At 65.0% G+C, this 23,167-nt stretch carries 23 protein-coding genes and 1 other RNA gene; 17 read left to right on the top strand and 7 right to left on the bottom strand.

Annotation, left to right across the window (positions count from 1 at the left end; translation table 11 throughout):
- Positions 1-122 precede the first annotated feature (122 nt).
- From ssrS to ACPPVR_RS06940, 3 genes are all read left to right on the top strand, one after another.
- Positions 123-284: non-coding RNA, 6S RNA (gene ssrS / locus ACPPVR_RS06930), on the top strand.
- Positions 285-472: 188 nt separating this feature from the next.
- A complete protein-coding gene (locus tag ACPPVR_RS06935) occupies positions 473-1,069 on the top strand; it encodes a 5-formyltetrahydrofolate cyclo-ligase (RefSeq protein WP_426613496.1) in 597 nt (198 codons plus the stop codon).
- Positions 1,047-1,871, top strand: a complete 825-nt coding sequence (locus tag ACPPVR_RS06940) for a TIGR00282 family metallophosphoesterase (RefSeq protein WP_426613497.1) — start codon at positions 1,047-1,049, stop codon at positions 1,869-1,871. Before ACPPVR_RS06935 ends, ACPPVR_RS06940 begins: the two co-directional genes overlap by 23 nt.
- A gap of 193 nt (positions 1,872-2,064) precedes the next feature.
- On the opposite strand, the gene ACPPVR_RS06945 is transcribed toward ACPPVR_RS06940, so the two are convergent.
- The 5 genes from ACPPVR_RS06945 to ACPPVR_RS06965 all read right to left on the bottom strand — a co-directional run bounded on the left by ACPPVR_RS06945 (position 2,065) and on the right by ACPPVR_RS06965 (position 10,032).
- Positions 2,065-3,408 carry a c-type cytochrome gene (locus ACPPVR_RS06945; protein WP_426613498.1) on the bottom strand — a complete coding sequence of 448 codons (1,344 nt, stop codon included), beginning with the start codon at positions 3,406-3,408 and terminating at the stop codon, positions 2,065-2,067.
- The gene (locus ACPPVR_RS06950) at positions 3,405-5,579 is read right to left on the bottom strand and encodes a molybdopterin cofactor-binding domain-containing protein (protein WP_426613499.1); all 2,175 of its coding nucleotides are present in this window, start codon (positions 5,577-5,579) and stop codon (positions 3,405-3,407) included. Before ACPPVR_RS06950 ends, ACPPVR_RS06945 begins: the two co-directional genes overlap by 4 nt.
- Before the next feature lie 8 nt (positions 5,580-5,587).
- Complete coding sequence (locus ACPPVR_RS06955; RefSeq protein ID WP_426613500.1) at positions 5,588-6,052, bottom strand: (2Fe-2S)-binding protein; 465 nt, start codon at positions 6,050-6,052, stop codon at positions 5,588-5,590.
- 702 nt (positions 6,053-6,754) lie between these two features.
- Positions 6,755-8,179, bottom strand: a complete 1,425-nt coding sequence (locus ACPPVR_RS06960) for a methyl-accepting chemotaxis protein (RefSeq protein ID WP_426613501.1) — start codon at positions 8,177-8,179, stop codon at positions 6,755-6,757.
- Positions 8,180-8,286: 107 nt separating this feature from the next.
- Entirely contained in the window at positions 8,287-10,032 is a 1,746-nt protein-coding gene (locus ACPPVR_RS06965; RefSeq protein ID WP_426613502.1) for a methyl-accepting chemotaxis protein, read from the bottom strand.
- Between the two features lie 204 nt (positions 10,033-10,236).
- Here ACPPVR_RS06965 and ACPPVR_RS06970 point away from each other — a divergent pair, with 204 nt between their 5' ends.
- From ACPPVR_RS06970 to ACPPVR_RS07000, 7 genes are all read left to right on the top strand, one after another.
- Entirely contained in the window at positions 10,237-10,983 is a 747-nt protein-coding gene (locus ACPPVR_RS06970; RefSeq protein WP_426613503.1) for a YebC/PmpR family DNA-binding transcriptional regulator, read from the top strand.
- A 72-nt stretch (positions 10,984-11,055) separates the two neighbouring features.
- The gene (gene ruvC, locus ACPPVR_RS06975; RefSeq protein WP_426613504.1) at positions 11,056-11,583 is read left to right on the top strand and encodes a crossover junction endodeoxyribonuclease RuvC; all 528 of its coding nucleotides are present in this window, start codon (positions 11,056-11,058) and stop codon (positions 11,581-11,583) included.
- Positions 11,580-12,197 (top strand): Holliday junction branch migration protein RuvA, encoded by a 618-nt coding sequence (gene ruvA / locus ACPPVR_RS06980; protein ID WP_426613505.1) that lies wholly within the window; start codon positions 11,580-11,582, stop codon positions 12,195-12,197. Before ruvC ends, ruvA begins: the two co-directional genes overlap by 4 nt.
- A 20-nt stretch (positions 12,198-12,217) precedes the next feature.
- The gene (ruvB, locus tag ACPPVR_RS06985; protein WP_426616043.1) at positions 12,218-13,252 is read left to right on the top strand and encodes a Holliday junction branch migration DNA helicase RuvB; all 1,035 of its coding nucleotides are present in this window, start codon (positions 12,218-12,220) and stop codon (positions 13,250-13,252) included.
- 130 nt (positions 13,253-13,382) lie between these two features.
- The gene (locus tag ACPPVR_RS06990; protein ID WP_426613506.1) at positions 13,383-14,297 is read left to right on the top strand and encodes a metallophosphoesterase; all 915 of its coding nucleotides are present in this window, start codon (positions 13,383-13,385) and stop codon (positions 14,295-14,297) included.
- Between the two features lie 113 nt (positions 14,298-14,410).
- Entirely contained in the window at positions 14,411-14,806 is a 396-nt protein-coding gene (gene ybgC, locus ACPPVR_RS06995; protein ID WP_426616044.1) for a tol-pal system-associated acyl-CoA thioesterase, read from the top strand.
- A gap of 102 nt (positions 14,807-14,908) precedes the next feature.
- The gene (locus tag ACPPVR_RS07000; protein ID WP_426613507.1) at positions 14,909-15,376 is read left to right on the top strand and encodes a DUF1348 family protein; all 468 of its coding nucleotides are present in this window, start codon (positions 14,909-14,911) and stop codon (positions 15,374-15,376) included.
- A gap of 107 nt (positions 15,377-15,483) precedes the next feature.
- Here ACPPVR_RS07000 and ACPPVR_RS07005 read toward each other — a convergent pair whose 3' ends face one another.
- Together ACPPVR_RS07005 and ACPPVR_RS07010 are read right to left on the bottom strand one after the other, a co-directional pair.
- A complete protein-coding gene (locus ACPPVR_RS07005; RefSeq protein ID WP_426613508.1) occupies positions 15,484-16,203 on the bottom strand; it encodes a type 1 glutamine amidotransferase in 720 nt (239 codons plus the stop codon).
- Positions 16,204-16,213: 10 nt separating this feature from the next.
- Complete coding sequence (locus tag ACPPVR_RS07010; RefSeq protein WP_426613509.1) at positions 16,214-17,137, bottom strand: LysR family transcriptional regulator; 924 nt, start codon at positions 17,135-17,137, stop codon at positions 16,214-16,216.
- A gap of 184 nt (positions 17,138-17,321) precedes the next feature.
- On the opposite strand from ACPPVR_RS07010, the gene ACPPVR_RS07015 reads away from it, so the two are divergent.
- The 7 genes from ACPPVR_RS07015 to ACPPVR_RS07045 all read left to right on the top strand — a co-directional run bounded on the left by ACPPVR_RS07015 (position 17,322) and on the right by ACPPVR_RS07045 (position 23,134).
- The gene (locus ACPPVR_RS07015; protein ID WP_426616045.1) at positions 17,322-18,245 is read left to right on the top strand and encodes an N-carbamoyl-D-amino-acid hydrolase; all 924 of its coding nucleotides are present in this window, start codon (positions 17,322-17,324) and stop codon (positions 18,243-18,245) included.
- Between the two features lie 70 nt (positions 18,246-18,315).
- The gene (locus tag ACPPVR_RS07020; RefSeq protein ID WP_426613510.1) at positions 18,316-19,143 is read left to right on the top strand and encodes an ABC transporter substrate-binding protein; all 828 of its coding nucleotides are present in this window, start codon (positions 18,316-18,318) and stop codon (positions 19,141-19,143) included.
- A complete protein-coding gene (locus tag ACPPVR_RS07025; RefSeq protein ID WP_426613511.1) occupies positions 19,140-19,997 on the top strand; it encodes an amino acid ABC transporter permease in 858 nt (285 codons plus the stop codon). Before ACPPVR_RS07020 ends, ACPPVR_RS07025 begins: the two co-directional genes overlap by 4 nt.
- The gene (locus ACPPVR_RS07030) at positions 19,994-20,758 is read left to right on the top strand and encodes an amino acid ABC transporter ATP-binding protein (protein ID WP_426613512.1); all 765 of its coding nucleotides are present in this window, start codon (positions 19,994-19,996) and stop codon (positions 20,756-20,758) included. The genes ACPPVR_RS07025 and ACPPVR_RS07030 overlap by 4 nt, the downstream gene beginning before the upstream one ends.
- A gap of 15 nt (positions 20,759-20,773) precedes the next feature.
- Positions 20,774-21,604, top strand: a complete 831-nt coding sequence (locus ACPPVR_RS07035) for an ABC transporter substrate-binding protein (RefSeq protein WP_426613513.1) — start codon at positions 20,774-20,776, stop codon at positions 21,602-21,604.
- Positions 21,591-22,475, top strand: a complete 885-nt coding sequence (locus ACPPVR_RS07040) for a polysaccharide deacetylase family protein (protein ID WP_426613514.1) — start codon at positions 21,591-21,593, stop codon at positions 22,473-22,475. Before ACPPVR_RS07035 ends, ACPPVR_RS07040 begins: the two co-directional genes overlap by 14 nt.
- A gap of 8 nt (positions 22,476-22,483) precedes the next feature.
- Positions 22,484-23,134, top strand: coding sequence for an aspartate/glutamate racemase family protein (locus ACPPVR_RS07045; protein WP_426613515.1), 651 nt, complete (start codon positions 22,484-22,486; stop codon positions 23,132-23,134).
- The last annotated feature ends 33 nt before the right edge of the window (positions 23,135-23,167 follow it).

The following is a 23,167-nucleotide window of genomic DNA, read 5'->3' on the forward strand; positions in this document are numbered from 1 at the left end:
CGCGACCTCTCCCGCAAGCGGGAGAGGTTAAGCGAGCCCGCGGCGCGAGCAACTCACCCAAACACCATCCCGCCCGATGCATCGCTCTGGCGATTCGTCAGTATCGTTGTTACATTGCCCAGGCGAGGCTGCGACGCGCGTCCGGAGCCATAATATCCCCGGGGCCTTATCGATCCTTAAGGGAACTGTCCCTGGCCGGGCCCGTGGGCCCGGACATATGGTGCCCACCTACTTTCGTAGGGAACTCCGGGATCGAGCGCTTCAACGGCGTTTGCGGCTTCGCACTTTGTTTTCTGTTTGGCTTCTGCTTGTCGAAACGACCGCGGTCAGTTCAGTAGGTGCCATGCCCCGGCTTGACCGGGGCATCCAGTACGCTGCGGCCCTTGTGTGAATCACCACCGCCTCTGGAATACTGGATCACCCGCATTCACGGGTGATGACGGCAGACAGCTCTGCCTCGGGACCAACGCGCATGTCCAACTCCAAAGCCGAACTCCGCGCCAGGGCCCTCGCCAGACGCGACGCGCTGAGCGAGAAGAAGCGCAGCTCCGCCGCCACCAAACTCGCCAAGCGCGGACTGCCGTTCAAGCTGCTGCCCGGCAGCATCGTCTCCGGCTATTCGCCGATCCGCAGCGAGATCGACCCAGTGCCGCTGATGAAGAAGCTCTTCGAGGAGGGCGCAAGGCTGGCGCTGCCTTGCGTCACCGCGCGCGGCCAGGCGCTGGTCTTCCGCATCTGGCACCCGAACGACCGGCTGATGCTCGGTCCGCTCGGCATTCCCGAGCCGTCGCCGGCGGCCGCTGAAGTCATCCCCGATATCATGCTGACGCCGCTTGCGGCCTTCGACCGTCTCGGCCACCGCATCGGCTACGGCGCCGGGCACTACGACCACACATTCGCGCATCTGCGGAAAACCAAGCAGATCGTCGGCATCGGGCTTGCTTTTGCCGCGCAGGAGATCGAGGCCGTTCCGGCACTATCGCACGACGTGGCGCTGGATTATGTGCTAACGGAATCGGAAGTGTTTGATTTCCGGAGTTCTGAAGTTGCGCATTCTCTTCGTGGGTGATGTCGTCGGCCGTAGCGGCCGCAACGCCATCGCGGAATACCTGCCCGGCATGGTCAAGGACTGGTCGCTCGATTTCGTCGTCGTCAACGGCGAGAATTCGGCCGGAGGCTTTGGCATCACCGAAGCGATCTACCAGGAGTTTCTCGATGCCGGCGCCGACGCGGTGACGCTCGGCAATCATTCCTGGGACCAACGCGAAGCCCTGGTGTTCATCGAGCGCGCCGACCGCCTGGTGCGGCCGACGAACTATCCGCGCGGCACGCCCGGCCGCGGCGCCGCTTTGGTCGAGACCAAGAACGGCAAGCATGCGCTGGTCGTCAACGCTTTGGGGCGCGTGTTCATGACCCCGTTCGACGATCCCTTCGCAGCGCTGGAGCGCGAGCTCGGCGCCTGCCCGCTCGGCGTTGCCGCGGACGCCATCGTCGTCGATTTCCATTGCGAGGCGACCAGCGAGAAGCAGGGCATCGGCTTCTTCTGCGACGGCCGCGCCAGCCTCGTCGTCGGCACGCATACTCATGTGCCGACCGCCGACCACCAGATCCTCACCGGCGGCACCGCCTACATGACCGATGCCGGCATGACCGGCGACTACGATTCCATCATCGGCATGCAGAAGGAAGAGCCGCTGCGCCGGTTCACGTCGGGGATTCCGTCGGGCCGGTTTGAGCCGGCGGCGGGTGTTGCCACACTCAGCGGCGTTGCGGTGGAGACGGACGACGCGACGGGCCTCGCACTACGAATTGCGCCGGTGCGTGCAGGCGGCCGCCTGGAGCCGGCGACGCCGAGGTTCTGGTTGAGCTAGTTCTACAAGCTCAGTGTCGTCCCGGCGAAGGCCGGGACCCATACCCACAGGGAGCAGTTGTGGTGCGACGCTGGCAACCACGAGTCTTCGCCAAACCACTCCCCGTGGTTATGGGTCCCGGATCTGCGCTTCGCTTGTCCGGGACGACAGTTGAGATTGACGCGCGCAACTGCCCATCACTCACTTGCGATACCTACTCCGCCGTCTGCTCCCTCAATTCCGCCACATCCTTCGCCGTCAGCTTCGAGCCCTTCGTCCCGAACCGCGCCGTGACGTAGTTCGCCACCGCCGCGATCTCGTCGTCGCTATACGCATTGCCGAACGCCGGCATCGACAGCGCGCCGTCCGGCGTGTCGCGCTTGGTGCCCGACAGCACGATCTGCGCGACATTGGTGGCGGCGGGGTCGTTGACGGCCCAGGTCCCGGTCAGTGTTGCCATCGGCGACACCGGGCTCTCGCCGCTCCAGCCGTGGCAACTGGCGCAGGCGCCGGCGAACAGCATCTTGCCGCGCGCATCCGCCGTGACGCCGTCCTTGTGCGAGGCGGGCGCGACCGGCGCCGTGGTGGCGGGCAAATCGGGCGAGGCTACTGGCGGCACGCTGCGCAAATACGCAACGATGCCGCTGATGTCCTCAGGCGCGAACTGGCTGAAGCTGTGGTCGACCGCTTCGCCCATCGGACCCGAGGCCGAGCCATGGCCCGGCGCATGGCCGAGCGACAGATACGAGGTCAGATCCGCGTCGCTCCAATTGCCCAGGCCGGTCGCCTTGTCCGAGGAGATATTGAACGCGTGCCAGCCGGCCGTGATCGCGCCGCCGAACTTCTTGCGGTTATCCAGCGCGAAGCCGAGATTGCGCGGCGTGTGGCATTCGCCGCAATGCGCCAAGGCTTCCGCGAGATACGCACCGCGATTCCATTCCGGGCTCTTCGACGTGTCAGGCGCAAAGCGCGTGTCCGGATTGAACACCGCCGACCAGAAGATCATCGCCCAGCGCTGGTTGAACGGGAACGATAGCGTGTTCTCCGGCGCCTTGGCGCGGATCGCCGGCAGGCTGAACAGATAGGCCTTCACCGCCAGCACGTCCTCGTCCGTCATGAAGGTGTAGGACGTGTAGGGCATCGCCGGATAGAGCCGCGCGCCGTCATGGCGCTTGCCGCGCTGGACCGCGTTGAGAAAGTCCTGGTCGCTGTAATTGCCGATGCCGGTGTCCTTGTCCGGCGTGATGTTGGTCGAATAGAGCGTGCCGAACGGCAGCTTGAAGCCGAGCCCGCCGGAGTATTCCTTGTCGCCTGGCTTGGTGTGACAGACCATGCAATCGGCCGCCTTCGCCAGATACTCACCGCGTTCGACGAGGCTTGCCTTTTCGAGCTTTGCCGGCACGCCCGTCGGCTTGCCGGCGCGATAATCGGCCAGCGCCACCTTGGTGCCGCCGGCGAAATCGAGCGGGCCGGGCCCGCGGATGATCCAGACGCCGAGTGCCACCGCGACGATGGCGATCACGACGAGGCTTGCGAGGATACGCATTGTCCTGCTCATGCCTTTTTCCCCGCAGCCAGCAGTTTCCGGTCGATCGGCAGACGCCGCAGCGCCACGCCGGTTGCGGCATAAATCGCATTGCGCAGCGCCGGCGGTCCGGCGTTGACGCCCGCTTCGCCGATGCCGCCGGGCGCCTCGCCGCTCTTGACGACGGTGACGTCGATCTTCGGCGTCTCGTTGATGCGCATCATGCGGTAGTCGTGGAAGTTCGACTGCTGCACGCGACCCCTCTCGATGGTGATCTCGCCATAGAGCGCGGCGGTGAGGCCGAAGATCAGGCCGCCCTCGATCTGCGCCTTCACCGTGTCGGGGTTGACCGCGATGCCGGTATCCACGACCGAGGTGATGCGGCGGAGCACGATCTCGCCGATGTCGTCGATCTCAGCCTCCACCACGGTTGCGAGGAAGCTTGCAAACGACGGCTGCACGCAAACGCCGCGGGCGACGCGAGGTGGCAGCGGCTGGCCCCAGCCGGATTTTTCAGCGGCGAGGTTGAGCACCGCGAGCATGCGCGGGTTCTTTGTCAGATTGGCGCGACGGAATTCGACCGGGTCCTTGCCGGCCTTGCGCGCCAGCTCGTCCATCGCGCATTCGAACGCGAACACGTTGTTGTTCGGGCCGACGCCGCGCCAGAAGCCGGTCGGTACCGCGGGCGGCTCGGCGCGGACATATTCAACGTGAAAGTTGGGGAAGTCGTAGGGCATGTCCACCGCGGCATCGACCGCGTCGATATCGACGCCTTTCTGGAACGCCGGCGGCAGCCAGCGCGCAATCACCGCCGAGCCGGCGATCTTGTATTTCAAGGCCGAGACCTTGCCATCGACGACGGTCGCGGTGACCTGGTCGCGATAGACCGGGCGGTAGACGTCGTGCTGAATATCCTCCTCGCGGGTCCATATCACCTTGACGGGATAGTCGACCTGCTTGGCGATCTTCACCGCCGCAACCACCATGTCTGGCTCGAGCTTGCGGCCGAAGCCGCCGCCGAGCAGATGCTGGTTGACGATGACCTTGTCGACGGGAAGGCCGGCGGCCTTCGCCGCCTCCGACTGCACGCGCGTCATGATCTGCGTGCCGGTCCAGATCTCGCAGGCATCCGGCCGGACGTGGACGGTCGCGTTGATCGGCTCCATCGAGGCGTGCGCCAGAAACGGTAGTTCGAAGCTCGCCTCGAATCTGTCGCCGCTCGCGAGCCCCTTGGCGATGTCGCCGACTGACTTTGCGACCGCGCCGTCCTTCTCGCTGGCGGCGCGCAGATCCTGCCAGATATCCTTGGTGCTGATCCTGGCGTTCGGTCCCTCGTTCCACGCGATCTTGAGCGCTTCGAGACCTTTCTTCGCGGCCCACATGTGGTCGCCGATCACCGCAACCGTGTCCTCGAGCACCACGATTTTGCGCACGCCCGGAATCTTCGTCGCCGCGCTGTTGTCGACCTTGCCGACCTTGCCGCCGAACACCGGGCAATTGGCTATCACGGCGATCTTCATGTTCGGCAGGATCGCATCGATGCCGTAGACCACCTTGCCGTTGGTCTTGTCCGGCGTATCGAGCCGCTTCAGCGGCTGCCCGATGATGACGAAGTCCTTGGGGTCCTTGACCGGCACGTCCTTCGGCGGCGTCTGGCTCTGTGCGGCCAGCGCCAGTTCGCCATAGCCGAGCTTGCGGCCGCTTGCCGCGTGCACGATCTCGCCTTTCGACGCCGTGCAGCTTGCAGGATCGACCTGCCATTGTGCTGCTGCGGCCTGGACCAGCATCGCGCGCGCGCTGGCGCCTGCTGAGCGCAGCGGTTTCCACCAGGCGCGGATCGAGGTCGAGCCACCGGTCGCTTGCAGGCCGAATACGGGATTGGCGTAGAGCTTGTCGTTGGGTGGCGCGTGCTGGACCTCGACCTTGCTCCAGTCGGCATCGAGCTCTTCGGCCAGGATCATCGCAATCGAGGTATAGACGCCCTGGCCCATCTCGACCTGCGGCATCATCAGCACGGTGCGGCCGGTGTCGTCGATGCGGATGAAGGCATTGGGTGCGAACTTGCCGTCGGTCGCATCCTTCTGCTCCGGCTCGTTGCCGGCGGCGTGCAGCGGCAGATGGAAGGCGAGCAGGAAGCCGGTGGCGAGGCCGCCGGTCAGGAGCGCGCGGCGGGAGACGTTCGAAAGAGTCTTGTCTGTGATCATGGCGGACCTCACGACTGACGGCCGGAGGCGGCCTGCTTGATCGCCTCGCGAATGCGCACATAGGTGCCGCAGCGGCAGATATTGCCGGCCATCGCCGCGTCGATGTCGGAATCGTCAGGGTTGGGCGTTGCCGCCAGCAGTGCGGCGGCCGACATGATCTGGCCGGACTGGCAGTAGCCGCACTGGATCACTTCAAGATCGAGCCAGGCCTTCTGCACCTTCGCGCCCGACGGCGTGCTGCCGACATGCTCGATGGTGGTGATGGCGCGGTTCGCGACCGCGCTGACCGGAAGCACGCAGGAGCGCACCGCCTTGCCGTCGACATGCACGGTGCAGGCACCGCATTGCGCGATACCGCAGCCGAATTTGGTGCCGGTCATCCCCAGGATATCGCGCAGCACCCACAGCAACGGCATTTCGGGTGGCGCGTCGAAGGATTTCGTCTCGCCGTTGATGGTGAGATTGGTTGCCATATGCATCTCCTGGCTCGTCGATCGCTTACGGCGATCAGGTCGCGCAAGCATAATCATAACGATGCGAAACGATGAAGCATCGAATTTTCTGGCAATGCATATTTGCGCGGCTGAAGCGTCAGGCCATGACGTTCACGAATTTGTGCGGCGATCGCTGCAACGGTTTTGGGCTAGTTGATATGATAAGCGTCATGTTTTGACGCGTTTTCATCAATGCGCTGAGGCTCGTCGTAGACAATCGTGCGAACGCGCAAAAGCGTACGAAGACGAAACTCGTGCGATTGCGAAAATCGGCGACCTCAGCCAACGTGCGCGATGATGCCATCGTGCGCCTGTTTTGCCCGACGGGTCAACGGCTCCGTCTAGCGGCTGGAGCGCGATGAGTTGAGGTCGGATCGAGTTCGACCGACGCCGTCATGGCCGGGCTTGTCCCGGCCATCCACGACTTGCCCCGCGGCGCAAAGAACGTGGATGCCCGGGACAAGCCCGGGCATGACGACCCGTCGTGGATGTTCAAATGCGATTGTCCTGCCGACAAGCAGGGAGGGAACGCACCTCCGTCAGGGTGCTAGACGAGTCTCATTTCAGCTGGCGTTAAGCCATTGATTCCGTGCGCCCCGGCTACTGTGCATGGGGTTGTTTTCCAGCTTTTTGATTCAGGGACGCCAGAGCGCGGTCGCGCGAGGTGCGTCGCTGCGGTCGTCAGCCCTGCCGGAATCCCATCCGGAAGGCGCCCCAGTGCTTGCCGCGGATCACGATCGGCGACGACAAATCCTTCATCAGCACGAATTGCCCGCCGCCCATGTCGCGGCGATAGGTCTGGAGCAGGAAGGGCTTTGTGTTCGCGGCGACCTTCTTCACCGCGCGATCGGTGAACAGGCGGCGGTTGCGGCAGTTGGCGTTGTTCCAGACCGGGTCCTTGCCCTGCGGCAGGCGGTAGTTCGGATTGTGCGTCGGCAGATAGCCGCTTCTCGCCCAGGCGACGCAGAACGCGATGCGGGGATCGGATTTCTGGATCGGGTCCTGGATCGCAGGCAGCAGGCGATCGGTGAACTCGACGTAGTTGGTGTTGTACTGCTTGGGATCGGTGCCGGGAATTTCCCGGTAGTTCTCGTCCATGAGCTGGTCGAGCGTGATCTCGCCGCGATCGATCGCGGCCTCGAACTCGGCCGAGATGCGCTTGGCGGTGTCGACCACGGCGCGGATCAGCGGGGCATCCGACGTCTCCACCCCGCTGTCGGCGATCAGCGCGATCAGTCCCTCGGAGGTGTCGAGCAGCTTTGTCACCCGCTGGTCGGCGTTCTTGAGATCGCGCGAAGAGAGGTCGACGCCCTTGGCGAGCTCGTTGAGTTCAGAGATGACGGTGTCGCAATGGCCGAGATTGGAGGTCGCGGCGCGCGTGACGCTGTCGATCTCGGCTTCCACCGAGGCAAAACCCTGCTGGACGCGCGAGATGATGCCGGAGATCCGCTGGGCGCCTTCGCCGGCGGTCTTGGCACGCTGCGAGGCGTCGCTGCTCTCGCCGATCAGGCCTTCGATCTGGCCGTCGAGATCGCGTACGGTGTCGGAGATCTGGTGCGTGGCCTGGCGGGTGGCTTCCGCAAGGTTCTTCACCTCGCTTGCGACCACCGCAAAACCGCGGCCGGCATTGCCGGCGCGCGCCGCTTCGATGGTGGCGTTGAGCGCGAGCAGATTGGTCTGCTTGGCGATCGCCTCGATCGAGCCGGACACCTTTGCGACCTGCGCCAGCGCGGAGCCGACGGCGCTCAAGCGCGCCTCGATGCGCTCCACTGCGGCGACGAGTTCGGAGATGTGGCTGACCGCGGCGTCGACCGCGCCGCGCGACTGCGCGATCTCGCCGACGGCTGCCGACGTGGTCGATTGCACCGCCTGCGAGGCATTGGCGATGTCGTGGTTGGCGGAGACCATGGTCTGCGCCGTCTCCTGGAGGTGATGGAACCGCTCGGACTGGTTCGCGACGCGGTTTGCGACCTCCTGGACGTTGCCGGCGATGTCGGCAAGCTCGACGCCGAGACCGCCGATGCGGTCGGCGAGCTGGTCGATCAGGCGTTCGGCCAGCGTCCGGTTCGATCCGGTGTCCATTACTGCAAGCTGCGCGAGGGACATGCTTGGGCTTTCTCCAGTCAGAGCCGTTCGCGGGCTCTCCGCGGCATTCCCATTCCAATTCCAACTTTAAGGGGTGATTCGCGCCCGGCGTCTTGCCTGAGCGTGCACTACAGCTTGTACGCCGTGCGGAATCCACCCCAGTGCCGGCCCTGCACGCGGATCGGGACGTCGATCTCGCGCATCATCACCGTATTGCCGTTGCCCATGTCGCGCGCATAGCTCTGGATCAGATACGAGCGAAGGTTGCGCGCGGCGGCCAACCCCGCCGGATCGTTGAAGATGCGCCGGTTGCGGCAATTGGCCGTGTTCCAGGCGGCGTCGCCCGGTCGCTGCGGATGCGAATAGATCTTGTTGTGCACCGGCAGGAAGCCGTTGCGGTCGACCATGGCGCAGAACGCCATGCGCGGTTCCTTGACGAGAAACGCTTCCTGGAACGGCGGCAGCGCGCGGTCGGCCCAGTCTAGATATTTCGTGCGGTATTGCTGCGGATTGGTGTTTGCGATGTCCGCGTAGTCTGTGTCGAAGAGGTCGTCGCTCCTGACCTCACCACGCGCGACCGCCTGCTCGAATATCCTGGTCAGCGCGGTGCCCGCCTCCATCGCGCGGGTGACGAACTCCGTATTCTCCTCGTGGATCGACCAGAGCCTGTCTTCGATCTTCTCGCTGAGCGCGGCATTGGGGCTGACGAATTGCGTTCGGGCGCCGGCCTTGGACTGCTCGATCACGCGCAGGCGGCAGGCGCCGACGCCTTCGAGGTTACCATCGATGATCGCCTGCGGCGCGAGCCTGGCCGCATCCGGACCTCCGATCAGCACGCCGTCCATCGCGATCTCGTAAATTGGCATCACACCGCGCGCGCTCTCAAACTTCAGATGGCAGGGCAGTCGCTCGGTCTTGCGGCGGTCGTCATGCTCGCTCTGCTTGAGCAGCACCGCGCAGCGCGATTTTAGCTTCTGCGCGAAGGTCGTCACCGCTTTGCCGGCGCTGGCGACGTTCTCGCCATGGGTTTCGGCCGCCTTGGTCGCGGCGTCGATCTCGGCGGCACTCTCGCCGACCGAGATGATGAAGTCCGATGCGCTTGCCGCGTTGCCGGAGACCTCGCTGGTGGTGGCGTTCTGTTCGGCCACCGCGCCGTTGACGGTGTCGAACACCGGGCGGATCGCCTCGATCGCCTGCGAGATGCGGTGGACCGCGTCCGCGGAGCCGGCGGCATCGCGCTGGAGCGCGTCGATCTTCCTGGAGATCTCTTCCGTCGCGCCCTGGGTCTGTACCGCGAGTGCCTTGACCTCGGTGGCGACCACGGCAAAGCCCTTGCCGGCGGCACCGGCGCGTGCGGCCTCGATGGTCGAGTTGAGCGCAAGCAGCGTGGTCTGCCGGGCGATCTGCGCGATCAGATTGACGACATTGCCGATTGCCGCGGAGGACTCGCGCAGGCGGTCGACATTGGCGCGCGCCTCCTGCGCCGCGGCGCTGGCCTCATCGGCGAGCTTGCCGGCCTCGCGGACCTGCGCGCCGATCCCTAGCGCGGATTGGGTGAACTTGTCGGCGGCATGGGCGAAGGTCGAGGCGTTCGACTGCGCGGCATTGGTCCGCCCGGTCAGCGCGTCGGTGCGCTGGCGGATGTCCGCGAGCGTCGTGGCGGTCGCTTCGGCGCCGCCAGCCACGGAATTGGCGGCGCGCTCGAGCTGGCGGATCATGGCGCCGAGCTCGAGTTCCAGGAGTTCCAGGATTTCCCGGGCCGAATCGCCATCAGTGGCCGGAGCGGGCTCGGAATTGGCCGCCGGCGCAGCCTGCGGGGCCGCGGCGGGCGAAGCCACGTCCGGCAGACGCTTCCGAAATAATGCGAACGCCATCAGGTCACTCTTGTCGGGGGACAGGCGGACGCTATTTTTGCAGGCCGGAATGAAATCAGGGTTAACGATGCCTGACTTTGAGGCACGGATCGCTACGGTATTACCTTAAAGTCGTAGAGCCTCTTTCATTCCGGTGGGTTGGCGGCCTATAAGGCCGCGCTTCCCACGCTCACCTTGGCTGACAATTCCTTTACGAGACCACGCATGGCCGGACATTCCCAATTCAAGAACATCATGCACCGCAAGGGGCGGCAGGATGCCCAGAAGTCGAAGCTGTTCGGCAAGCTGGCGCGGGAAATCACTGTCGCAGCCAAACTCGGCACGCCCGATCCCAACATGAACCCGCGCCTGCGCGCGGCCATCATCGCGGCGCGCCAGGAGAACATGCCGAAGGACAATATCGAGCGCGCCGTCAAGAAAGCGCTCGGCAGCGACGGCGAGAACTATGACGAGATCCGTTACGAGGGCTACGGCCCCGGTGGCGTCGCCGTCATCGTCGAGGCGCTGACCGACAACCGCAACCGCGCCGCCTCCGACATCCGCTCGTTCTTCACCAAATCGGGTGGCAATCTCGGCGAAACCGGCTCGGTGTCCTTCATGTTCGACCGCACCGGCGTCGTCGAATATGACCGCAGCGTCGCTTCGGACGACGCCATGCTCGATGCCGGCATCGAGGCGGGCGCCGACGACGTGGTCTCTAGCGAAGGCGGCCACGAGGTCTACGCCTCGACCGAGAGCTATCGCGACGTCGCCAAGGCGCTGGAAGCCAAATTCGGCGAACCGCGCAAGGCCGCGCTGATCTGGAAGCCGCAGAATACAATCGCGGTCGACGACGAGACCGGCGAGAAGCTGCTCAAGCTGATGGACCTGCTCAACGAGCACGACGACGTCCAGCACGTCTACGCCAATTTCGAGGTGTCGGACGCCCTGATGGCGAAGATGGGCGGGTAGGGCCCGCTTTCCCCTGTTACTTCCGTTCTGTTTCTGTTTCCCCCCGCAGCAGTCAGCCGCTATCACTGGCGCATGACTGCGCTCCCGATTCGTGGCCCCGTTCGCATCATCGGCATCGACCCCGGCCTGCGCCGCACCGGCTGGGGCGTGATCGAGTCCGAAGGCAATCGTCTGATCTATGTCGCTTGCGGCTCGGTGGAACCGCCGGACGATCTGCCGCTGGCGAGCCGTCTGCTCGCGATCCATGAGGGGCTTGCGGCCGTTCTGTCCGATCACAAGCCGATGGAGGCTGCGGTCGAGCAGACCTTTGTGAACAAGGACGGCGTTGCGACGCTCAAACTCGGCCAGGCCCGCGGCGTCGCCATGCTGGCGCCCGCGATGTTCGGCATCAGCGTCGCCGAATATGCGCCGAACCAGGTCAAGAAGACCGTGGTCGGCGCCGGCCACGCCGACAAGCAACAGATCGCGATGATGCTGAAGATCCTGCTGCCCAAGGCCGAGCCGCCGTCGGCGGACGCCGCCGACGCGCTCGCCATCGCCATTACGCATGCCCACCATCGCCAGAGCACGGCGCTGAGGCTGAAGGTGGTGGGGATATGATCGGCAAGCTCAAGGGCCTGATCGATTCCTACGGCGAGGATTACGTGCTGCTCGATGTCGGCGGTGTCGGCTATCAGGTTCACTGCTCGGCGCGCACGCTCCAGCACCTGCCGTCGCCGGGCGAGGCCGCGGTGCTGTCGATCGAGACTTACGTTCGCGAGGATCAAATAAAGCTGTTCGGCTTCCGCACCGACCAGGAGCGCGAATGGTTTCGCCTGCTCCAGACCGTGCAGGGCGTCGGCGCCAAGGTCGCGCTCGCCGTGCTCGGCACGCTGGCGCCCTCTGATCTCGCCAACGCGATTGCGTTGCGCGACAAGGCTGCAGTGGCGCGCACGCCCGGCGTCGGCCCCAAGGTCGCCGAGCGCATCGTCACCGAATTGAAGGACAAGGCGCCGGCCTTCGCCAACGTCGATCCCGCCGCCGTGCATCTCGCCGGCGCCATCGACGACCAACGCGCGCCGCGGCCCGTCGCGGATGCGATCTCCGCGCTGGTCAATCTCGGCTATGGCCAGCCGCAGGCCGCAGCGGCGATCGCCTCGGCCTCGCGCAGCGCGGGTGAGAATGCCGAGACGGCGCAACTCATTCGCCTCGGCCTGAAGGAGCTCGCGAAGTGAGCGACCCCAAGGCAAACCGCATGGTCACGCCCGAGCGCCGCAGCGATGATGTCGGCGACACCTCGTTGCGCCCGCAGTCGCTGTCCGATTTCGTCGGTCAGCAGCAGGCACGCAAGAATCTCTCGATCTTCATCGAGGCCGCGCGCAAGCGCGGCGAGGCGCTGGATCACGTGCTGTTCGTCGGTCCCCCGGGCCTTGGCAAGACCACGCTGGCGCAGATCGTGGCCAAGGAGCTCGGCGTCGGTTTTCGCGCCACGTCGGGCCCGGTGATCGCCAAGGCCGGCGATCTTGCGGCACTGCTGACCAATCTCGAAGAGCGCGATGTGCTCTTCATCGACGAGATTCATCGCCTCAGCCCGGCGGTGGAGGAAGTGCTCTATCCCGCGATGGAGGATTTTCAGCTCGACCTCATCATCGGCGAGGGCCCGGCGGCGCGCTCGGTCAAGATCGAACTGTCGAAATTCACCCTGGTCGGCGCCACCACGCGCGCCGGCCTGCTCACCAATCCGTTGCGCGATCGTTTCGGCATTCCGGTCCGCCTCAACTTCTATACGATCGAGGAGCTGGAGAGCATCGTCACCCGCGGCGCGCGCGTGCTCAATGTCGGCATGAGCGCTGACGGCGCCAACGAGATAGCGCGCCGCGCCCGCGGTACGCCGCGCATCGCCGGCCGCCTCCTGCGCCGCGTGCGCGATTTTGCCTCGGCCGCCGATGCCATATCGATCGACCGCAAGATCGCCGACCACGCGCTGAGCGCACTCGAGGTCGACGCCGCCGGCTTAGATGCCATGGACCGCCGCTATCTCACGACCATCGCGATGAACTATGGCGGCGGTCCGGTCGGCGTCGAGACGATGGCCGCCGCGCTGTCCGAACCGCGCGATGCGATCGAGGACATCATCGAGCCCTATCTGATCCAGTGCGGTTATCTCCAGCGTACCCCGCGCGGGCGCCTGCTCACCTCGCACGCCTTCCGTCATCTCGGGATAGCCGAACCCTCGCGAGATGCGGCGGCGCAGTTCGGACTGTTTGGCACGGACGAGAGCGACGACTGATCTGCGCAAGAGCTCAGCGCTTCGATTGTCATGAACTTCCTGTAACCTCCGTGCAGACGGCCTGCACAAGCACACCCCAATTCCGCTCCAATCGGGCCGCATCACGGACGCGCACCACGATCGGGTTTCCATGATCTCTCGGCGCCATCTCATCCGTTCCATCGGCGGCCTCTCCGCCCTCGGCGTCTCGACCGCGGCTTACGGCGTCGGTGTCGAGCCGGTGCTGCGGCTTCGCGTCACCCGCTATCGTCCAACGCCGCGGCAATGGCCGGCGGACTTCCCGCTCAAGATCGCCGTCATCGCCGACATTCATGCCTGCGATCCCTGGATGTCGTTGGATCGGATCGAGGCCATCGTCGAGCGTAGCAACGCGCTCAGCCCCGATCTCATCGTGTTGCTCGGCGACTACGTTGCCGGTCATCACCATGTCACGCGCATCATCCCGGCCGATGAATGGGCCAGGGTGTTGACCGGTCTGAAGGCGCCGCTCGGTGTTCATGCCGTCATGGGCAATCACGACTATTGGGACGACAAGGTCGTGCAGCGGATCGGGCATGGGCCGACGGTCGCCCACCGTGCGCTGGAGGCGGCCGGCATTCCCGTCTACGAGAACGACGTCGTGCGTCTCACCAAGGATGGCCGCCCGTTCTGGCTCGCCGGCCTCGGCGATCAGCTCGCTTATGCGCCCTCGCAACGCTACGGCCGCGCGCAGCGCTTCGGTGCCGATCTCAATGCGACGCTGGCAAAAATCACCGACGACGCGCCAATCATCCTGCTCGCGCATGAGCCCTATATCGCGACGCGGGTGCCTGCGCGCGTGGCGCTGCAGCTCTCCGGCCACACCCATGGCGGCCAGGTCCGCCTGTTCGGCTGGGCGCCGGCGCTGCCGCCGCAGCATGGCGTCCAGCTCGTCTATGGCCATCTGCGGCTGAAATGCGACGTCATCATCTCCGGCGGGCTCGGTTGCAGCATCATGCCGGTCCGCGTCGGCGCGCCGCCGGAGATCGTCGAGGTGACGCTGGGGCGGGGGCCCGTGGTGGTGTAGCTACGCTTGCGCAGCCGACCGTTTTTGCGCAAAACGGACTGGAAGCGAAAAGCGAAGAGGCTCGCGACGTGACAGCCCATCTTGACGGCGATATTCGCGACGGCCGCCACCACATGCAGGTCCGCGTCTATTACGAAGACACGGATTTTTCCGGGATCGTCTATCACGCCAACTATCTGCGCTTTATGGAGCGCGGGCGGACCAACCATCTGCGGCTGATGGGCGCAGAGCAGCAGGCGCTGTTCGAGCAGGCCGAGACCGAAGATTCGAGCTTCGCCTTCGTGGTGCGGTCGATGCATCTTGATTTCCTCAAGCCCGCGCGGATGGACGACGTGCTCGATGTCGTGACCTGGCCGATCGCGGTGAAGGGCGCCTCCATCATGCTGGCGCAGGAGGTGCGGCGCGGCGACGACGTGCTGGTCAAGGCCGAGGTGCGCGTCGCCTTCATCAGCGGCGGCCGGGCCCAGCCGATCCCGAAATCGATCCGCACACTGATGAAGCCGATCTGATTTCATGATCGCCCGATAAGTGATCAGTCGATAGGCAATGGCCTATCGACTCCGCCAATTGCGGCGATAGATTTGCGGCCTCAACCAACCGATGAGGCCACCATGTCGCGCCCGCCGCTTCCGCCCTTCACCCGAGAGACCGCCGTGCAAAAGGCGCGCATGGCCGAGGATGCCTGGAATTCGCGCGATCCGGTCCGCGTCTCGCTCGGCTATACCGAGGACAGCCGCTGGCGTAATCGCTCGGAAGTGTTCCAGGGCCGCGAGGCCATCGTCGAATTCCTTACCCGCAAATGGGAGAAGGAGCACGACTACCGCCTGATCAAGGATCTCTGGGGCCTCGACGGTAACCGCATCGCCGTGCGCTTCCAGTACGAATGGCACGATGCGTCCGGCCAGTGGTATCGCTCCTATGGCAACGAGCAGTGGGAGTTCGACGAGCACGGCTTGATGAAGCGGAGAGAAGCGTCGATCAACGACATTACGATTGCGGAGAAGGATCGGCGGTTTCACTGGCAGGCGCCCGGGCCGCGGCCGGCGGATGTCGCGGGGCTGGGAACGGATCCGTTCTAACTCTCACCCCTCATGGTGAGGAGCCGCGACGCGGCGTCTCGAACGATGCAGGCCCTGCTGCCGCAGCTGGGCCTCTATCCTTCGAGACGCGCGCAAGAGCGCGCTCCTCAGGATGAGGAGATGGGCTTTTTCGCCAGAAACCGCGTAATCGCCCCACCGAGTTTGGCGTTGTCCATCGGCTCTGCCAGTGACGCCCGCGCCGTGGCAACGACATCCTCCGGCGCCTTGCCGTCGCGTAGCTCGCAGCACACTTGCGCAAAATCCACGTCGAATTCCGGATGCGGTTGCACCGACAGCGTAGTCCCGTTGGCGTAGAGCAGTCCGGCATGCGGGGTGAAGTCGGACGAGAGGATCGTCTGCGCGTCGCGCGGGGCTTCGACGACCTGGTCCTGATGCGAGCAGGCGATGGCGACCGCTTCACCGCCGACAACACCGTTGTCCTGCGCCACGCGATAGACGTGCCGCCCGATGCCCCAGCCCTTCTCCGACTTACGCACGGTGCCGCCGAGCGCCTGGGCGATCAGTTGATGGCCGAAACAGACGCCGACCATCGGTGTGCTGTTCGCGTGTGCAGCGCGCACGAAATCTTCCAGCGGCGCGATCCAGTCGAGCCCGTCATAGACGCCGGCCGCCGCACCGGTGATCAGGATGGCCTCCACCTTGTCGGGATCGGGGAGTGTATCGCCATTCGGGATGCTGACGACCTCGACTTCGGCTGACGGATCCTCGGCGCGGACCATGCGTTCGAACATGTCCGGGAACGAGCCGTGCCGCTCGCGATATTTAGTGGGAACCTGTCCCGTCTCGATGATGGTGATGCGTGCCATGTGCGCTAGCTCAGTCGCTTCCTGACTTGTATTCGTGTGGCGTTGCGGGCTCCAAGAGTGCGCTCTCCTTGCGGACCTCGCCGAGAAAGGCTTTTGCCAGGCGCGACAACGGTTCGGCCTCCGACCATAGCATATAGGCGACCGCGCGCGTCGTCGGCGTGAACGGTCGGACCACGAGACCGTGGCCACCGTTCTGGCGGGGCGAGAAGGGATCGACCACCGCGGCGCCGACGCCGGCGGCCGCGAGCACGCAGGCCGTGTTGCAATAACGCACCTCGACGGTCGGCTGGAACGGCGCGCCGGCGCGGGCAAAACTGTCGCGCACGGCTTCGCCCAGCCGCGTGCCGCGCTCGAGCCCGATGAAGGGCATACCGGACAGGTCCGCCGCCGATATCACCGCTCTGTCGGCAAGCGGATGCCGCGGCGGCAGCACGCACACCATATCGCCCGTGTGCACCACCTCATGCGCGATGCCGGGATGATGCGTCAGCCCGAGCGCGAAGCCGAGCTCGGCGACATGGCTGAGCACGCCTTCGATGATGCCCTCATAGCGCCGCACGTCGAAGAACACCCGCGTCTCCGGGCGGCGGCGCAGGAAGCCCGATAGCGCCGAGGGAATGATGCTGTAGGCGAGCGGCGGCGTCGCCACGATCGAAAGATGCCCGGAGCGGTTCTCGCGCAGATCGCGCACGCGGTTCTCGAGCTTGGCATGCAGCGCGAAGATCGCCTCGCTCTCCTTGTAGAGCGCCATGGCTTCGGCGGTCGGAAACAGCCGGTTGTTGACGCGCTCGAACAGCGCAAAACCCGCCTGCGTCTCCATCGTCTTCAGCGCGTTGCTGACCGCGGGCTGCGACAGCGCCAGTTCGTCCGCCGCAGCCACCGTGGTGCGATGGCGGATGACGGCACGCAGGATCTCGAGCTGGCGCAGGTTCATATCACTGCCAATTATACTCAGGGCCAAAAGATCATAGCACGATGAATTGCTTTTGCAGCCCCGCTTGCGCCTAATGCCTACGGATTTGCACGCTGGATCAAAGGGTTCGATCGCCCATTGAGGCAGCAGCGCGCACATATTGGAGGCAATCTTGGTTCGTGTCCTTCGCGCCGCCGCAGCCCAGATGGGGCCGACGCAAAAAGCCGATACGCGCGCACATACGCTGAATCGGATGCTCGGCATGCTGGAGGAAGCCGCCAGCCGTGGCGCCAGCCTCGTGGTGTTTCCCGAGCTTGCTTTCACCACTTTCTTCCCGCGCTGGCTGCTCGAAGGCGATGCGCTCGACCATTATTTCGAGCACGGCATGCCGAACCCGGCCGTGGCAAAGCTGTTCGACCGCGCGCGCGCGCTGCGCGTCGGCTTCTATGTCGGTTACGCCGAGCAGACGGCGGATGGTCGCCGCTACAATTGTGCCATCCTGGTCGATCGCGACGGCGAAATTCTCGGCCGCTATCGCAAGGTGCATCTGCCGGGTTCGGTGGAGCCGCGCACCGGCGCGCGCTACCAGCAGCTCGAGAAGCGCTATTTCGAATATGGCGATCTCGGCTTTCCCGCCTTCCGCGCCGGCTCGGCCTGGGCGCATGCGATCATGGGCATGATGATCTGCAACGATCGCCGCTGGCCGGAAGCCTGGCGCGTGCTCGGCCTGCAAGGCGTCGAGCTCGTCTGCATCGGCTACAATTCCGCTGCCTACGATCCCAATGGCGGCGTCACGGAAGACGCGTCCTTGCGCACCTTCCACTCGACGCTGGTGACGCAAGCGAACGCCTACATGAACGCGACCTGGGCGATCTCGGTGGCCAAGGCCGGCGACGAGGACGGCTCGGGTTTGATCGGCGGCTCCTGCATCGTCGATCCCAATGGCTGCATCGTCGCGCAGGCCGCGACCTTGACCGACGAGGTGATCGTCGCCGACATCGATCTCGACCTCTGCCGCCAGGGCAAGGACAAGATGTTCAATTTCGCCGCCCACCGGCGGCCGGAGCAATACCGGGTGATCACCGAGCGCGCCGGCGTCATCGAGCCGGCCGTTCTCGACGCGGACTGACCAAATGGCACGGCGCTGGCAAGCGTCGTCAAAAGGAAAAGATCGGCACAGGAAAAAGATTGGAGTTGACATGATCCGCCTCTCGCTTTCTCTCGGCCTTGCGGCGCTCGCCGCGATCGCCTCCGCGCGAGCTGCCGAACTGCCCGCGGAGATCAAGCAGGCGGGCACGCTGAAGCTCACGGTCAACGCGACCTACGCGCCGATGGAATATCGCGATCCCGCGACCAGTGAGCTGGTCGGGCTCGACATCGATCTTGCGAACGAACTCGCCAAGCGGCTGGGTGGCCTCAAGATCGTCTGGAGCGAGACGCCGTTCGCCGAGCTGATCCCATCGCTCCAGACCAAGCGCGCCGATTTCATCATCAGTGGCATTCAGGATCGCAGCTCGCGGCGCGAGACAGCGGACTTCGTCGACTATCTCACGACCGGCCCGCAATTCTTCGTCCTGACAGAGAGTGAGGCCAAGGCCGCCACCGATCTTTGCGGCAAGAAGGTTGGTACGACGCGCAGCACGGCATTTCCGCTCGAGATCGAGAAGTGGAGCAAGCAGAATTGCGAGGCGGCCGGCAAGCCGGCCATCCAGTATGTTCCCGGCGAGAACTCGATCGACGTCCGCAACCAGCTCAAGCAGGGCCGCATTGACGCCGCCGTGCAGGGCAGCGAGACGCTGCCCTATGCGCAGTCGCAGGAGGCCGGCAAATATCGCGTCATTGGCGAGCAGTTGTCGACCGGCTATCAGGGCATCATGTTCCGCAAGAACGATACAGCCTTGCGTGAAGTCGTGACGGAAAAGCTCACCGCCATGATCGCCGACGGCGCCTACAAGGCCGTGCTCGACAAATGGGGTCTCGGCGCAAATGCGGTGGCCCAGCCCATGCTGAACGCGGCGCCGCAATGAAGCCGGCGCCGGCACTCGCGGAGGGTTTTCCCGATCTGTCGGGCATGCGGATCGCGCGCGAGCCGCACTGGTTTCGCTGGCTGAGCGCAGCCCTGATCGTGCTCGTGCTGGCCGCGATCGCGCGTGCCTTCGCCAATGGCCAGATCGAATGGTCCTATGTCAGCCGCTTCATCACTGCGAAGGTCATCATCGAAGGCATCGTCAACACCATGGTGATGGCGGTGCTGGCGATGGCGCTCGGCATCTTCCTGGGCGTGGTCGTTGCGATCATGCGGCTGTCGCCCAATCCGGTGCTGAAGACGGTCGCGGCCGGCTACACCTGGCTGTTCCGTGGCACGCCGCTGATCCTGCAACTGCTGCTGTGGTTCAACCTTGCGCTGGTGTTTCCGAGCATCGGCATTCCCGGCCTGTGGAGCGCGCGCGCCGTCGATGTCATGACGCCGTTCCTCGCCGCGCTGCTCGGGCTCGGCATTAACCAGGGCGCCTATACGTCGGAGGTGATGCGTGCCGGCATGCTTTCGGTTGATGTCGGGCAATATGAGGCGGCGCAAGCGATCGGCATGGGACGGCTGCGCGCGCTGCGTCGGATCATCCTGCCGCAGGCGATGCGCGTGGTGATCCCGCCGCTCGGCAACGAGTTCATCGGCATGGTCAAGGCGACGTCGCTCGCGAGCGTGATTCAGTACCCGGAAGTGCTACACAACGCCGAAAACATCTACTACGCCAATTCACGCGTGATCGAGCTCCTGATCGTCGCTGGGCTTTGGTACCTGCTCGTCGTCTCGATCCTGACGCCGCTCCAGATGCTGCTCGAGCGCCGATTCGCGCGCGGCACCATGCAGTTCGCCCGATGACAAAGCCCCTCGTCGCGATCCGCTCCGTCAGCAAAAATTTTGGAGAGTTCCAGGCTCTCAAAAATGTCTCGCTCGACGTTTGGCCCGGCGAGGTGATGTGTCTGATCGGCGCCTCCGGTTCGGGCAAGACCACGCTGCTTCGCTGCATCAACCAGCTCACCACGATCGACAGCGGCGGCATCTGGCTCGACGGCGAGCTTTTGGGTGTGTGCGAGCAGGGCGGGCGGCTCTATCGACTCAGCGAGCGGGAGATCGGTCGGCAGCGGTTGAAGACCGGCATGGTGTTCCAGCGCTTCAATTTGTTCCCGCACAAGACCGCGCTGGAGAACATCACCGAAGGTCCTCTCCAGGTACAGGGTCGGAAATTCGACGAGGTGCGCGGCGAAGCCATCGAGTTACTCCGTCGCGTCGGGCTCTCGGCCAAGGCGGACTCGTATCCCGCGCAGCTCTCCGGTGGCCAGCAGCAGCGCGTCGCCATCGCGCGGGCGCTCGCGATGAAGCCGATGCTGATGCTGTTCGATGAGCCGACCAGCGCGCTCGATCCCGAGCTCGTCGGCGAGGTGCTCGCGGTCATGAAGGAGCTGGCGAAGAGCGGCATAACCATGATGGCGGTGACGCATGAACTCGGCTTTGCCCGCGAAGTCGCCGACCGTGTCGTCTACATGGACCAGGGCGCGATCGTCGAGCAGGGGCGTGCCTCCGAGGTGCTGGCTGCGCCGCGCGAGGAGCGCACCAAGGCATTTCTTTCGGCTGTGATCTGATATGGGGGCGTGTTGATGAAGAAAGTTCTGGTTGCGGCGGCGCTTTTCGGCGCCACGAGCGCGTTCGCTCTGGGTGTTCAGGCTTGGGCGATCGAGCTGCCGGCGGAGATCGCCAAGCGCGGCAGCATCAAGATCGCGCTGGTGCCGAATTATCCGCCGATGGAGTTCCGCGATCCCGCCACCAACGCGCTGTCCGGCTTCGATATCGATCTCGGCGACGCCATCGGCCGCAAGCTCGGAATCAAGATCGAATGGCAGGAGACCAGTTTCGACCAATTCATGCCGTCGATTGCGACCGGCCGTGTCGATGCGATCCTCTCGGGCTTCACGGACTACGCCAGCCGGCATGAGACTGCGACCTTTGTCGACTACCTCAAGAGCGGTCCGAACTTCTTCGTGCAGCAGTCGCGGGCCGCCGAGTTCAAGGACCTGGCCTCGCTCTGCGGCAAGAAGGTCGGCGCCAGCCGCCGCACCATGTTCCCGGCCATGATCAATGCCTGGAGCGAGAAAAGCTGCGGCAGCAATCCGGTCGTGTTCGTCGGCACCGACGGCTCGGCAGATGCCCGTACCCAGCTCAAGCAGGGCCGCATCGATGCCGCCGTGCAGGGCAACGAGACGCTGCCCTATGTCATGGACCTCGAGCCCGGCGCCTATGCGCCGGTCGGCGCACCCATCGCGCAGCAATTCACCGGCATCGCCATTCCGGTCAAGGAAAAGGCACTTGCGCAGGCCATGCTCGAAGCTGTCGACGCGCTGATCGCCGACGGCAGCTATCGTACCCTGCTTGCCAAGTGGAAACTGACTGACAACGCACTCGAAAAGGCGACCATCAATGCTGGACAGTAAGGCACTCCAGAGCATCCCGCTCATCCCAGCCAACACCGCAGATCCCGCGCCGGAATATCCCTGGCCGAAGCCGTATAACTCCGCGATGTTCCTCTCCTTTGACGTCGACGCGGAAAGCGCGTGGACCAGCAAGGACGCCGTGCATGCGCAGCGGCTCATCACCATGAGCTATGGCGGCTACGAGGCGCGCGTCGGCACGCCGAAACTTCTGGAGCTGCTCGACCAGCTCGACCTCAAGGCGACGTTCTTCGTCACGGGATGGTCGGTCGACGCGCATCCGGCGATGGCGGAATCCATCCTCAAGGCCGGCCATGAGATCGGCCATCACGGTTATCATCATCTCTTGCCCGATCCCGGCGATCCCTGGATCGAGGAGGAGCTGGAGCGTGGTTTCGAGGCGCTCAAGCGCCGGCTCGGCGTCAGGCCGACTGGCTATCGCGCGCCCTATGGTGAGTTCACCGAGGAACTGCGTGTCGCGCTGGTGCGCCACGGCATCGTCTATACGTCGTCGTTCCGCGACGACGTGCGGCCCTATCGCCATCGCCTCGCCGACGGCAAGCCCGGCACGATCGAATTGCCGGTGACCGCGAGCTATGACGACTGGATGCACGGCCTCTCCGCCCGCTTCAGCCCGCGCTCGATCTTCCCCAAGGAGCATGTGCTCTCGATCTGGAAGGACGAGCTCGACGAAACCAGGGACTGGGGCGCGATGGTGACGACGGTGCTGCATCCGCAATGCAGCGGCCGCCCGATGCGGCTGCGCCTGCTGCGCGAGTTCCTGACCTACGCAAAGTCCTGCCCGGATGTCTGGATCACGACCGGCGAGAAGATCGCGGCCAACTTCGTGCGCCACGAGGCCGGCAAAAGTTGAGCAATGCCATGACCCGTATCCTCGTCATCAACCCCAACTCCTCCGCGTCGGTGACGGCGGCGATCGATGATGCGGTGGCGCCGCTTCGGATCACCGGCGGCCCGGAGATCGAGGTGGTCGGGCTCGCCGAGGGGCCCCTGGGCATCAGCTCGCAGCGCGATGCCGATAGCGTCGTGATGCCGCTGGTCAACCGTGTGTCGCGCGACGATGCCGACGTCTTCGTGCTCGCCTGCTTCAGCGATCCCGGCCTGCATGCGGTGCGCGAGGCGGATGGCGGCCGTCCGGTGCTAGGCATCGCCGAGTGCGGCATCTTTCGCGCGCTGATGCTCGGCGAACGCTTCGGCATCATTGCGCTGTCGCCGTCGAGCATCCGCCGCCAGCAGCGCATGGCGCGGGTGATGGGTGTCGATGGGCGCTATGCCGGCAGCTGGTCGGTCGGCGCGAGCGCGGCGGAAACGGCGGGCGCGGACATCCGTGGCCGGTTGATCGAAGCCGGCCGCGCGCTGGTCACGCAATGCCGGGCCGATGTCGTCGTGATGGGCTGTGCCGGCATGGCGTCGCATCGCGCGGCGATCGCGGAGGCGATCGGCGTGCCCGTGGTCGAGCCGGCGCAGCAGGCGGTGGCGGCCGCGATCGGCGCGGTCTTGCTCAACACATGAAACGCCAATGATGCAGTTCGTCAGGAGCCCTTT

It is taken from the genome of Bradyrhizobium sp. McL0616 (genome assembly GCF_049993385.1).
Classification (GTDB): Bacteria; Pseudomonadota; Alphaproteobacteria; order Rhizobiales; family Xanthobacteraceae; genus Bradyrhizobium.